13 protein-coding genes are annotated in these 12,118 nt (G+C 41.3%); 3 read left to right on the forward strand and 10 right to left on the reverse strand.

Annotation, left to right across the window (positions count from 1 at the left end; all coding sequences use genetic code 11):
- Positions 1–66: 66 nt before the first annotated feature.
- From SYN7502_RS20445 to SYN7502_RS18165, 9 genes are all read right to left on the reverse strand, one after another.
- Entirely contained in the window at positions 67–633 is a 567-nt protein-coding gene (locus SYN7502_RS20445; protein WP_015167904.1) for an IS630 family transposase, read from the reverse strand.
- Positions 611–1,135 (reverse strand): helix-turn-helix domain-containing protein, encoded by a 525-nt coding sequence (locus tag SYN7502_RS20450; RefSeq protein ID WP_015167905.1) that lies wholly within the window; start codon positions 1,133–1,135, stop codon positions 611–613. Before SYN7502_RS20450 ends, SYN7502_RS20445 begins: the two co-directional genes overlap by 23 nt.
- A gap of 154 nt (positions 1,136–1,289) precedes the next feature.
- Complete coding sequence (gene glyA, locus SYN7502_RS05585; protein ID WP_015167906.1) at positions 1,290–2,573, reverse strand: serine hydroxymethyltransferase; 1,284 nt, start codon at positions 2,571–2,573, stop codon at positions 1,290–1,292.
- A 54-nt stretch (positions 2,574–2,627) separates the two neighbouring features.
- Complete coding sequence (aroF, locus tag SYN7502_RS05590) at positions 2,628–3,686, reverse strand: 3-deoxy-7-phosphoheptulonate synthase (protein WP_015167907.1); 1,059 nt, start codon at positions 3,684–3,686, stop codon at positions 2,628–2,630.
- Between the two features lie 53 nt (positions 3,687–3,739).
- Positions 3,740–4,198, reverse strand: a complete 459-nt coding sequence (locus SYN7502_RS05595; protein WP_015167908.1) for a PAM68 family protein — start codon at positions 4,196–4,198, stop codon at positions 3,740–3,742.
- A gap of 5 nt (positions 4,199–4,203) precedes the next feature.
- On the reverse strand, positions 4,204–4,473 hold the full coding sequence (rpsO, locus tag SYN7502_RS05600; protein ID WP_015167909.1) for a 30S ribosomal protein S15: 270 nt from the start codon (positions 4,471–4,473) through the stop codon (positions 4,204–4,206).
- Positions 4,474–4,585: 112 nt separating this feature from the next.
- Positions 4,586–4,708, reverse strand: a complete 123-nt coding sequence (locus SYN7502_RS21155; protein ID WP_015167910.1) for a hypothetical protein — start codon at positions 4,706–4,708, stop codon at positions 4,586–4,588.
- A gap of 115 nt (positions 4,709–4,823) precedes the next feature.
- Positions 4,824–5,993 (reverse strand): glycosyltransferase family 2 protein, encoded by a 1,170-nt coding sequence (locus SYN7502_RS05610; protein ID WP_015167911.1) that lies wholly within the window; start codon positions 5,991–5,993, stop codon positions 4,824–4,826.
- Positions 5,994–6,398: 405 nt separating this feature from the next.
- On the reverse strand, positions 6,399–6,776 hold the full coding sequence (locus tag SYN7502_RS18165; RefSeq protein WP_015167912.1) for a sll0565 family protein: 378 nt from the start codon (positions 6,774–6,776) through the stop codon (positions 6,399–6,401).
- Between the two features lie 44 nt (positions 6,777–6,820).
- Here SYN7502_RS18165 and mrdA point away from each other — a divergent pair, with 44 nt between their 5' ends.
- Complete coding sequence (gene mrdA / locus SYN7502_RS05620; RefSeq protein WP_015167913.1) at positions 6,821–8,599, forward strand: penicillin-binding protein 2; 1,779 nt, start codon at positions 6,821–6,823, stop codon at positions 8,597–8,599.
- A gap of 28 nt (positions 8,600–8,627) precedes the next feature.
- Here mrdA and SYN7502_RS05625 read toward each other — a convergent pair whose 3' ends face one another.
- Positions 8,628–9,491 (reverse strand): MBL fold metallo-hydrolase, encoded by an 864-nt coding sequence (locus SYN7502_RS05625; RefSeq protein WP_015167914.1) that lies wholly within the window; start codon positions 9,489–9,491, stop codon positions 8,628–8,630.
- Positions 9,492–9,739: 248 nt separating this feature from the next.
- Here SYN7502_RS05625 and SYN7502_RS05630 point away from each other — a divergent pair, with 248 nt between their 5' ends.
- Complete coding sequence (locus SYN7502_RS05630; RefSeq protein WP_015167915.1) at positions 9,740–10,612, forward strand: putative RNA methyltransferase; 873 nt, start codon at positions 9,740–9,742, stop codon at positions 10,610–10,612.
- 113 nt (positions 10,613–10,725) lie between these two features.
- On the forward strand, positions 10,726–12,105 hold the full coding sequence (hisS, locus tag SYN7502_RS05635; RefSeq protein WP_015167916.1) for a histidine--tRNA ligase: 1,380 nt from the start codon (positions 10,726–10,728) through the stop codon (positions 12,103–12,105).
- Positions 12,106–12,118 lie beyond the last annotated feature (13 nt).

Genomic DNA, 12,118 nt, shown 5'->3' on the forward strand with positions numbered 1-12,118 from the left:
AAACTCCAAAAGAAATAATGATCCCAGTAGGTGCTGAACACAGCCCCCATGAGTAATACCAAATCGTTAAATACGAGCTACAGATAAAGCCTCTAAAATATAATCCCACCCAACAATCGAAGCAATTACCTCCTGAGTCATAACTTCTAACCTTTCCCGCATTAATGCACGCAACTGGTCAAGATCTTTTGGCAGTTTCCACCTCAACCCTAATTTGAAATGCTGCCACACTCTTTCAATGGGATTAGTCTCAGGTGCATGGGCAGGCTGAAATAGCAAAATAATATTTTTAGGAATCTTTAACCGTTTTGCTCTGTGTGCTCCTGCTTGATCCACTTGCATAACGATGATGTCACCTTGAAAATATGCGCTTACTAAGTTCAGAAATACTTGGAAGCATTCACTATTAAGGTGAGTAAATTCATAGAAAAAGCTTTCCCCTGTTGATGGTTCTACAATTCGATAGAGGTAAGTTGCCTTAAACTGCCACTGAACTTTACCTTTGGGTTTGACTCCTCTTGCTGTGATCTTCCTTCCACTAATTGTCTTTAACCCAATTCGTGTTTCATCTTGACAAAAGAATCTCACTTTGCCATTTAGTCCGATTATATTAATGCCGAACCAGGCAATCATGCTTATAATACTGGCAAGGTTTTTTATATGCTTCTACTTGCTCTTCTGACTTTCCTGCGCTGACTGGACGTGTCACTTTCGGTCTGGCTTTCAGCCGATATCGGACTAGATGATGCACAGTTTTATAGTTTGATTTGATTCCTAATTGGTTCTCTAACCATTGGCAGATCTGCCCATAACTTTCAAAGCCTTCTGCTTCTTCCAGCTTTTTTATCAATGCTTTCTGCGCCCATTGTGGAATACTCTGTTTTCGCCCTGTTCTAGGTTTATGTCCTAATAGTCCTACTATTCCCCCTTTGCGATAATTCCCTAACCAATCTTGCAATGTAACTCGATGCCGTCCCAGTATTGTCGATGCTGTCTGGATTGTGCTTGCTTGTTTTGTTTTTAACAGATACAGCATCTGAATTCTTTCTTTATCTGATGCGGTCTTTTGCACTCTCAGCATATGTTTTAGCTCTTCTTCACTTTCTTTGATCTCTAATTTGTATACTCCTGCCATTTTTTTCTTTGAACTCGGTTTATATATTTATACCATCTGTAGCCTATACTCTTCGATTTGGTATAACATCAAAATTGGATTCATGATTAGTTTATAAATCCTTTAATGGAAAATTACAGGTTAATCGCAATAGCTTGATAGCGGATAAATTGTCCTAAGCTAAGGCGGGAATTTTAGTGGCTGTATATAAGTTTGGATAAAGCGGAAAGTGATCGCACAGAGTAGCTACCCTTTGTTTACATTTTGCTTCGATATTTTGATCTTCAGGATTGAGTAGGCGATCGGCAATAATATCGGCAACTTCCCTAAAGTCTTCTACCCCTAATCCCCGTGTGGTCATTGCTGGCGCACCTAAACGCAAGCCACTGGTAACAAAAGGTGAAGCAGTATCAAAGGGAACTGTATTTTTATTGGCAGTAATATTGACATCACTAACTAGCTGGTCAGCCACCTTACCAGTCATATTAATCGATCGCAAATCTACCAAAATCAAATGATTATCCGTACCATTGGAAACCAGCTTAAAGCCTCGTTCCTGTAAGCGTTCTCCCAGAGCTTTAGCATTAGCAATTACTTGCCCAGAGTAAGTTTTAAATTCTGGTTGTAAAGCCTCACCAAAAGCCACAGCCTTGGCAGCAATTACATGTTCTAAGGGTCCACCTTGGGTGCCGGGGAACACAGCCTTATCAAACTTTTTACCCAATTCCAGATCACGGGTTAAAATCAAACCACCACGAGGTCCACGCAGGGTTTTGTGAGTTGTAGTCGTAACCACATCACAGTAAGGAATGGGGCTAGGGTGATGTCCGGTGGCAACCAGTCCCGCAATATGAGCAATATCTGCCATTAGGTATGCCCCAATTTCATCGGCGATCGCTCTGAATTTATCAAAGTAAATTGTCCGAGGATAGGCAGAATAACCGCAAATTAAGAGCTTAGGTTTATGCAAAAGAGCCTGTTCACGAATTAAGTCATAGTCAAGCTGCTCAGTTGTGGGACTAACACCATAGCTTGCTACCTTAAACCATTTACCTGATACATTTACTGGAGAGCCGTGGGTGAGATGTCCACCGTGGGACAAGTCCATTCCCATGATTGTATCGCCCGGTTCTAGTAGGGATAGGAAGACAGCAAAGTTAGCCTGCGCTCCCGAATGGGGTTGAACATTGGCATGGGCTGCCCCAAATAATTCCTTTGCCCGATCAATGGCGATCGCTTCAATTTCATCAACAAATTCACAACCACCATAGTAACGCTTGCTGGGTAAACCTTCAGCGTACTTATTGGTTAAAACTGATCCCTGTGCTGCCATCACTGCGGGCGAGGCAAAGTTTTCACTGGCAATCAATTCAATATTATTACGTTGTCTATGTAATTCCTTGCCAATAATTAAAGCGATGGTAGGGTCGGTATTACTCAAAAGTCCTAAATCTGACACAGTTGTCTCCTAATTCTTTAAAAAATTTCCCCAAAACCTTGACATGATTCTAACCTAGGCGATCACCACGGGTTTTTCCGCAGAGCGTCCTACTACCTTTGCCATCACATTGATCTCTTTCATTAATTGATCGAATTGCTCAGGAGTCAAAGATTGAGGTCCATCGGATAGAGCTTTTTTAGGGTTAGGGTGAACTTCAATCATCAAGGAGTCTGTCCCTGCGGCGATCGAAGCTAAACACATGGAAGGTACATAATCTGACCACCCAGTACCGTGACTAGGATCAATCATGATCGGTAAGTGCGTAAGCTTGCGTAAAACTGGAATACAGGAAATATCAAGGGTATTACGGGTATATTGGCGATCGTAGGTGCGAATGCCTCGTTCACAGAGAATGACATTAGGATTACCTGCTGCCAAAATATATTCTGCTGCCATTAACCAATCCTCAATGGTTGCTGACATACCCCGTTTCAGTAACACGGGCTTGTTTTGCTTGCCAATTTGTTTAAGTAGGGAAAAGTTTTGCATATTGCGCGCCCCAACTTGAAGAACATCGGCGACTTCAGCAATTTTATCAATGTCTGGGGTATCCATAACTTCGGTGATAATTCCTAGACCTGAGGCTTTTCTGGCTGCAGCTAATAAAGACAATGCACTTTCACCATGTCCTTGGAAGGCGTAGGGAGAAGTACGGGGCTTGTAAGCTCCACCTCTAAGGAAATGTGCGCCTGCAGCTTTAACTCGTAGGGCAACGTTAACAATCATTTCTTCGTTTTCGACAGAGCAGGGTCCAGCCGTAATTACTAAAGGATGAGCTTCACCGAAATAGATATCACCGTTTGGGGTTGGGACTTTAATTTCACTTGCCTCGTTTTGGCGGTAGGCACGGCTGGCACGCTTAAAGGGTTGTTCTACTCTTAAGACTGACTCAATCCAAGGGCTAACTTCTTCAATACGATAGGGATCAAGTTCGGCAGTTTCTCCAACTAAACCCAAAACCACTTTATGTTTGCCTACGATTTTCTCTGGAGTCAATCCCCAAGTCTCTAGCTCAGAGCAGACACGGTTAACTTCAACTTCAGGCGTACCGATCTTCATTACTACAATCATGCCAATACCTCAAATGGTTTTTAAAGATTTCTATCAAGATTCATAAGTGAATTCTAATCAGGTTTTTGGGAAGATAGCTTTTCTGCTCTTTGTGCTTTCCAAGCTTCACGTAAGTAACCAAAATTTTGCTTAAACTCTTGCCAGCCCCACCAATGTCCTTCACGATTTTCGTCCCAAGAGGCAGAGAGGGCTCCATAGCTTAATCCCAACACTCCTATACCTAAAAACAGCATACTTACTAAGACTACGGCAGAATTAGGTAGGTCTGCCCATTTCTTCACAACAATAATATAACTAGCTATAAATGTCAGAAACCCCAAGGAGGTAGGAATTCCACAAAAGAGGGCAGCTCTTCTAACTAAGCGACGATTAACCTCTGGGGGAATGGAGTTGGCAGCAGCAGGTTGTTCTGGCTTTTGACTAGATTTGATTACAGGCGATCGCCCTTGAATCTTATTATTTTTAGGTTTTTTACCCGAATTTGGTTCAAAGGGAATCTCTGACCTGCTCACTTTGTTTAACCCCGTACTCCTAGGCGTTGAATTAATTCTTTATAATCAGTCTGACTACCTTGCTTGATGTAAGCCAAGAGCCTTTTTCTTTGTCCAATGAGTTTTAACAAACTGCGGCGGGAGGAAAAGTCCTTAGAGTGGGCTTTAAGGTGAGTACTTAACTGATTAATTCGTTCTGTTAACATCGCTACTTGAACCTGAGAAGAGCCAGTATCAGTAGGATGAATTTGGTAGGAGCTTAGCAGCTCTTGTTTACGCTCTTGTAGCAATGCCATCTTAATATATTCTAGGTAGTACTTAAAAGTTTAGAGTAGACTAGCTTATCATATTTTGCCAAAAAGCTGGTACAGCCAATCCAAACATTTGTGCAGAGTTTATAGAGTTGGTCTAATGGGCAGAGCCATTACCGTGATACTTATCAGAATCATAGAAACCGTTACGGGTACCAAAAAATAAGCAAGCGATAGAGAAGACTACAGTTAAACCGATTAAAAGTAATTTGAAATCCATGATTATTATTTAGTTATTCAGATTATCTTAATTTTAATTATCTACCTAATATGAATCGTAGCATTTGATATCTGGGGGCAATTATTTAATTCTGCTTAAGTTTTTACCTAAATTCTTAAGAATTACCATAAACCCTACCTCGCCACTGTTTAGGCTTAGTTAAAGCCGATAGCCATATTCTGAGAACGGCAACAGGATCCGCGAAGGGAGACAGCCAAAACATAAATCCCAACTCGGTATAACTACTACGAATTCCACCAACTAACAAGAATCTGATCAAAACTAAAAATCCATTGAGCCATAGCAAAGACTGGGTAAAGATATTTAATTCCAGATCGAAATAGACTAAGCCTAATATTAAACCTAAAAATAATGGGATCGGTAGGCACTGGACGGCAAATAGTAATAAACAATCTCCTAGGGTTTGAATTGAGGTAGTTGCATCTTTTAAGTCTAGCGATCGCCCCCATTCCGTCCATGTTTCTGCCATTGAGGTGTACATCCTAACTTGAATTAAATTAGCACCATCTAAAAATCCCACCTTTGCACCCTGCTGGGCTGCCGATCGCACAAGGGTGACATCATCACAAAAAGAGGATTTAGCTAATTCATAGCCTTGAATTTTTTCCAGAATTGCTCGCCGTGATAAAAAGCATTGACCATTTGCCATGATCCGCTCTTGACTAAATTGTTGGCGATCGCCAGTGGCACCAAACCGAAAAATTAAGGTTACAAGTAAAGCAGGTTGTAGCCATTGTTCGCCAATAGTTTTCAGAATAAATTTGGGTGAAAGGGATACCATGTCATAGTTTTCAGCGATCGCTTTTTGGACTAAACTTTGGACTAAACCCACTTGAGGCTGAGTATCCGCATCTATACCCAATATCCATTCACTGTCAGGATCGGAATTTAAGAAGCCCGTATGTAATGCCCAAGGTCTGCCTACCCAACCCTGGGGTAACGGATCATCGGTAATTAAGCGTAGTTTAATTGGATAGTTCTCTTGGATTTCTTTGACATATTCAGGCGTACCATCTTGGGATCGACTATCGACAATAATAATTTCATGAACTCCTTGCTGCGATCGCAAACCTTCCAAACAATAGGGCAGTCGCAGTCTTTCATTTAAGGTGGGGATTACAATAGTAACTTTTGCACTACTAATACTTCCATCTTCAACTGGGACTAACGCAGGAATCCGACTAGGGGCTGTACTTAAACGACGGAGCAGAATTAACACAAAAGGAACTTGGAAAACTAAAACCGATAACCACAAAAAATTCATGTTTGGTAAATAATGCTACTAGCTTGCTATGCCGAATCTAAACCTATCACATCAGGCTGACAACATAATCATCACAAGAGCCTAAGCATCATAATTCTGTGTACCCAAATATGTAGTGTCATGATTACCCGAAATACCGACTTCAAATAACGGGGATTAGAGCTATGGGAAAGGTCGTAATATTTGCCAAACTAAATAGATGAAAACCCCAATATTTCTAATTGGTCTTGGGTAGAGTAAAAACTACTAATACTAAAAGTCCTGTTACCAAATCTCAGGCGGCGTTAAGCACAAAGTTTGATGGTAATACAGCCTGTTTCATGACTGAGGGATACGTTGAGATGTGGGGCGCAGCCTTTACTTGGTAAATTTGAGTGCGTAAATCCTAATTCGTTGACTAAGATACTAACCAACACAACCCTTGACTAATATGCCTAGCAAAAACCCTAAGCCACTAAATCTCACAATTTGCCAAAAAGGTTCCTTAAAGCTACTCCAAGTAATTAACTGGGCAGCGATCGCTGTATCAATATCTTCTAATTTGGTTTGAATGATACTGAGTTCAGTTTTTAATGCTTGGCGTTGGTGTAGATTTGGTTTAGTTTTATCTTGATTTTTAAGCCGAGTTTCTAATTCTGCCTGCTGTGTTTGTAGATCACTGCGATCGCTATCCAGAGTTTGAGCATCAGCAAATTTTTGTTTGATTGCCTGCAATTGTGCCTCAGTCTCTTGAATTTGCAACTCGATTTCCTGCCAGTGATTAAGAGAACTATCAGGCTTCATAAAAAAATCTAAAATAATAAAACAACAATAACCTAACACCGATCATGGTTCTCAAAAAAGCTCAATTTTCCCCAGATCATGGTAATCGCTCCATGGGTAAGGACTTACAAGCCCCTATCCTTTTGGCGATCGCAGCTTTACTATTGGGCTTAATTGGCGCAAGGCTGGCGTATATTCAAATTGTAGAGGGCGATCGGAATCGGCAGTTAGCGGAAAATAATCGCATTCGACTCATTGCCAAGGCTCCTGAACGAGGACGCATCCTAGATCGCTACGGCAAAATTATGGCAACTAATCGCCTCTCCCACGCTATTTACCTGTGGCCCGTTGCCCAATCTAAGGAAAAATGGCAAGACACGATCGCAAAGTTATCCGAAATTATTAAAATTCCTGCATCGGAAATTACACGCAAACTAGAACAAGAAGGCTACAACTCTCCTAATAAGGTACGGATTTCCGCAGCAATCAGCCCAAAACTAGCTATAGAACTTGGTGAACGTTTTAATGAACTCAAAGGAGTAGAAGTCGATCCTGAACCAGTGCGCTACTATCCTAATGGCGATGTGGCTGCCCATGTCCTTGGCTATACGGGAGAATTAACAGAAACGGAGCTAAATCAACTTAAAGCTAAGGGTTATCGACTGGGAGATGTAATTGGTAAGGCAGGAGTAGAGTATGCCTTTGAAGATAAGTTTCGGGGCGTATGGGGTGGGCAACAGGTAGAAGTTGATGCTGCTGGTAAAGTTATTAGAATTTTAGGACAAAAACCTCCGAAAGCGGGTAATACCGTAAATCTAACCATTGACTTGGAACTACAAAAAGTCGCAGAAAAGGCTTTGGGCAATCTCCAAGGTGGCATAATCGCCATGAATCCTCAAAATGGAGAGGTTTTGGCTATGGCAAGCTATCCTAACTTTGATCCCAATTTATTTTCAGGGCGCATTTCTAATGACGCTTGGCAAAGGTTAACAGCTAAGGATCACCCCTTTGTTAATCGTACTCTGCAAGGATTTCCCCCCGCCAGCACCTATAAGATTATTACAACGACTGCTGGTTTGGAATCAGGTAAATTTTCTCCTAATTCCTATCTGGATACTTTTCCCTATTTGGAAGTTGGCGGCATTCAATTTTGGGATCATAATAATGCGGGATTTGGCACCATTGGCTTTGCTGATGCGATCGCTTTTAGTAGTGATACTTTCTTTTATCAAGTGGGTAGAACTATTGGGGTTGATACTTTAGTGGCATGGACAAAAAAATTCGGTTTTGGTAAGCACACAGGCATTGAATTAAAAGATGAAGAATCCCCGGGATTAGTACCCGATCCAGAGTGGAAGCAAAAGGTCTTAAAAGAACAGTGGTATGTGGGTAATACAATTAATATGTCTATTGGGCAGGGAGACCTTCAAGCAAACCTGTTGCAAGTGGGAATGATGGCAGCAGTGGCAGCAAATGGTGGGTATTTGATTCAGCCTCATCTACTTTATGAAAATACTGATGCTAAGTTATGGCGAAAATCCCTAAACCTTGCCCCTAGCACGATCGCAGTTTTAAGAGAAGGACTTAGACGGGTAGTTACTAGTGGTACAGCCCAGGCATTAAATGTCGGTACCGTGGCGATCGCTGGTAAATCTGGAACTGCTGAAGATCATCCAAGACAAGCTCATACTTGGTTTGTAGGCTATGCTCCCTTTGATAAACCAGAAATTGTCGTAGTTGCCTTTGGAGAAAACTCTGGCGGTGGTGGTGGTTCTGTGGCAGGACCAAAGGTACTAAAGGTGATTGAGGCATACATGAACTTAAAAAAGTCCCGCAAATCTTAAGTATCTAAAAATTCTCTCTAAAAATTCTTTAAAGCCACTTTAAGCACTGCTGCATAGAATAAGCCATAGTTTCAGGATCAGAATGATACCGCCGCCCATGTCCCGGTAGCACCCACTCAAATTTATAGCTAGATAACCTGTGCATTGAATTTATTAACTCTGTCCAGGAGTACCAGCAGGCATTACGAAAAGCGAATAAATGTCCTAACTGCTCAGACCAAGCCAAATGATCACCCGAAAACAGAAACCTATTTTTGTATAACAAAACCGTATGTCCCTTAGTATGACCGGGTACTGGAATAATTAATAACTCATCACCCAAGGCGCGCGCATCGTTGCCACTAATCGGCATTTCCACGTCCTTGGTATCTAGGGAAATATCATCTTGATGTAAAATCCGTACTGCGCCAAAATGTTGATGAAACTTGGCATGATCAGCCACATCATCACGGTGAGTTAGATATAAATAGCGCACGCCGCCCATCTGCTCTAATTTCTGAACTAGGGGTGGAGAAAACCGAGGGGAATCAATCAGAATATTACCCTCTGGTAGCTGAATTAAATAACTAGCGGCTCCATAGGAGGACTGGGAGTGATAACCGCAGTGATAGACATTTTCGGCAATTAAAATGGGAAAACTTTGTTGAACCTGCCCTATATCCTTGGGCTTTGCCACAGTACCAATGGAAGCAGTGGGACAAGCTAATAATGCCTGTAATGCCTTTAGTCTTTCCGCCTCATTAGCGGGTTGATGATATACCGCCGATCGCTCATCTACTTCTATAAAAATCTCTGGAGCCATCCACCGACAGGTATCACAATCAATACAAGAGTGATCTACATAAAAATCACCACTGACATTTTGCGATCGCCTTTGACTAATCTGAGCCATGATCTTACGGGATAAGGAATACCAACTCTGAAAATCATTGAAACTATCCTAACAGAATCTATAATTCCCCAGTGCATTTCCTAGTGGGCAGCCTAAAGTTTGTAATAATATTTTTTATATCAACATCAAGGCAATGCAGGATATTTTGTGAATTTGACTATTACATTAGGTGTTGGGCAAGTTCATGATGCTATTGTAAAACCCTATAACTGAGTGAATTAGCAGTTGGGTAAGCCAAAACTAATGTAATGAAAGTAGTAACTCCTAATAATCTTGTTTGTCCCATTGATGGTAAAGAACTAACTCCTCGTAACCAGAGTTTGATTTGCTCTAAAGGACATAATTTTGATATTGCCCGTCAAGGCTACTTTAATCTCCTCATGGTTCAACACAAGGCATCTCGTGACCCAGGAGATACTAAGGAAATGGTGGCTGCCCGTAGTCGATTTTTACAGACTGGCTGTTATGAGGCGATCGCTCAGACAATTGCTAACTTAACTGAAAAGCATGTATCTAATCTATCCGATCTCAATTCCATAACGATCCTAGATGCAGGCTGTGGCGAAGGTTATTATTTAAATTGGCTACTGACTATGGCGCAAAAGTGGAAATACCCCGAAGTTGGAATCTTAATTGGCATGGATATTTCTAAATGGGCAGTGCAATCGGCAGCAAAGCGAAATCGGGAAATTACATGGATAGTTGGCAGTAACGCACGTCCGCCATTTTCACCAAACTCAATTAACTTAATTCTGTGTGCCTTTGGCTTTCCCAGTTTTGACGTGTTTAGAAGGGTTTTGAAACCTCTAGGTAAGATCATTATGGTTGATCCTGCCCCCAATCATCTTATGGAGTTGCGTCAATTAATTTATCCTGAACTAAAATCTAAGACCTCAACTGTGCAAACTCTTCCGAGCAAGGGATTTAATGGATTTAATTTAGTGGAGAGTTACCATCTCACATATAAAGCAAAAGTCGAGAATTCCCAGGCAGTTCAAGATTTATTTTTAATGACTCCCCATTATTTCCGCAGTCCGCCCACAGCTAAAACTACCATTGCTGCTCTGCAAGAACTGGAATTCACAGTGGATGTTAATTTTCAGGTGTTGGCTAAAGCCTGATTTTACAGATTTACAGAAATTTCTCCAAAGTCTCGGATTCTAAGTTAACTAAATCAGCTGTACTTGAGGAGAAAACTAGAGTAAAAACCTAGTCGTCATAATAAACTGTAGTAATGAGCAAAAATGACGAAAAAATAAACTTTAAGCCGCCCAGTGGTTTTGATATTGAATTTCTACCTGCGGAAAAACGCCTAGAGCAGTTTCTGATCGATACAATGCGCCGAGTGTTTGAACAGTATGGCTTTACCCCGATTGAGACTCCTGCTGTAGAAAGATTAGAGGTGTTGCAAGCCAAAGGGAATCAAGGTGACAATATTATCTATAGTATTAATCCAATTGTGGCTGAGGATGGGGATAAAGATAGCGATCGCCGAGGGTTAAAATTTGACCAGACCGTACCTTTAGCTGCTTATATTGCCCGTCATCTGAATGATTTGACCTTTCCTTTTGCTAGATACCAAATGGATATGGTATTTCGGGGTGAACGGGCTAAAAAAGGACGTTATCGGCAGTTTCGCCAGTGTGATATTGATGTCGTGGGAAGAGGGAAATTAAGTCTGCTCTACGATGCCCAAATTCCTGCCATTATTGCCCAGATTTTTGATGATATTAAGATCGGCAAGTTTTTAATTCGGATTAATAATCGTAAGGTTTTAACAGGATTTTTCCAAGCGATCGCCATTACTCCCGATCAAATTCGTACCTGTTTAAAGGTTGTGGATATGTTGGATAAAATTGGCGAAGCTAAAGTCAAACTAGAACTAGAAAAGCAAGGTATTTCCGCAACTCAAGCACAGGAAATTATTGGCTTTACTCAAATTAAGGGTGATACTGATTCCATTCTCGATCAACTGGCACAAACATCTCAGGCATTAGGCAATCCCACGGATTTTGAGCAGGGAATTTCTGAACTAAAAACTGTTATAGCAGGAGTAATTGCTTTAGGAGTTGCTGCGGATAAATTTTGTATTGATTTAGCGATCGCCCGTGGCTTGGAATATTACACAGGCACAGTTTATGAAACTACGCTGATTGGTTACGAAAGTTTAGGCAGTATTTGTTCGGGTGGTAGGTACGAAGAATTGGTGGGAATGTTTGTGGGTGAGAAGATGCCGGGTGTGGGAATTTCCATTGGTTTAACGAGGTTGCTACGACAATTAATGGATGCCAAAGTGCTTAAACCCCTTGCTCCTTCACCTGCTCAAGTTATGGTCTTAAATCTGCAACCAGAATTAATTGATACCTATCTGCAAGTATCCCAAACTTTGCGTCAAGCGGGAATTAATGTGTTCACAGGGTTTGAATCTCGTCCCATTGGTAAGCAATTTCAACTGGCTGATAAATTGGGGATTCCCCTCTGTGTAATTATTGGAGAGGCAGAGATTGCTAATAAAACCTGTGGTCTTAAAAATTTGCAAACAGGCACCCAAATAGCGATCGCTCTGGATGATTTAGTGACTGAACTACTGGCAGAAATTGCTATAAAGCATTAATTCAAAATAACCA

The organism is Synechococcus sp. PCC 7502 (assembly GCF_000317085.1).
Taxonomy (GTDB): Bacteria; Cyanobacteriota; Cyanobacteriia; order Pseudanabaenales; family Pseudanabaenaceae; genus PCC-7502.

What these genes read in the sequence shown, in the direction of transcription:
- SYN7502_RS20445 (WP_015167904.1), bottom strand. Translation starts at nt 633, where the DNA reads ATGATTGCCTGGTTCGGCATTAATATAATCGGACTAAATGGCAAAGTG.
- SYN7502_RS20450 (WP_015167905.1), bottom strand. Translation starts at nt 1,135, where the DNA reads ATGGCAGGAGTATACAAATTAGAGATCAAAGAAAGTGAAGAAGAGCTA.
- aroF (WP_015167907.1), bottom strand. Translation starts at nt 3,686, where the DNA reads ATGATTGTAGTAATGAAGATCGGTACGCCTGAAGTTGAAGTTAACCGT.
- rpsO (WP_015167909.1), bottom strand. Translation starts at nt 4,473, where the DNA reads ATGGCATTGCTACAAGAGCGTAAACAAGAGCTGCTAAGCTCCTACCAA.
- SYN7502_RS21155 (WP_015167910.1), bottom strand. Translation starts at nt 4,708, where the DNA reads ATGGATTTCAAATTACTTTTAATCGGTTTAACTGTAGTCTTCTCTATC.
- SYN7502_RS05610 (WP_015167911.1), bottom strand. Translation starts at nt 5,993, where the DNA reads ATGAATTTTTTGTGGTTATCGGTTTTAGTTTTCCAAGTTCCTTTTGTG.
- SYN7502_RS18165 (WP_015167912.1), bottom strand. Translation starts at nt 6,776, where the DNA reads ATGAAGCCTGATAGTTCTCTTAATCACTGGCAGGAAATCGAGTTGCAA.
- mrdA (WP_015167913.1), top strand. Translation starts at nt 6,821, where the DNA reads ATGGTTCTCAAAAAAGCTCAATTTTCCCCAGATCATGGTAATCGCTCC.
- SYN7502_RS05625 (WP_015167914.1), bottom strand. Translation starts at nt 9,491, where the DNA reads ATGGCTCAGATTAGTCAAAGGCGATCGCAAAATGTCAGTGGTGATTTT.
- SYN7502_RS05630 (WP_015167915.1), top strand. Translation starts at nt 9,740, where the DNA reads ATGAAAGTAGTAACTCCTAATAATCTTGTTTGTCCCATTGATGGTAAA.
- hisS (WP_015167916.1), top strand. Translation starts at nt 10,726, where the DNA reads ATGAGCAAAAATGACGAAAAAATAAACTTTAAGCCGCCCAGTGGTTTT.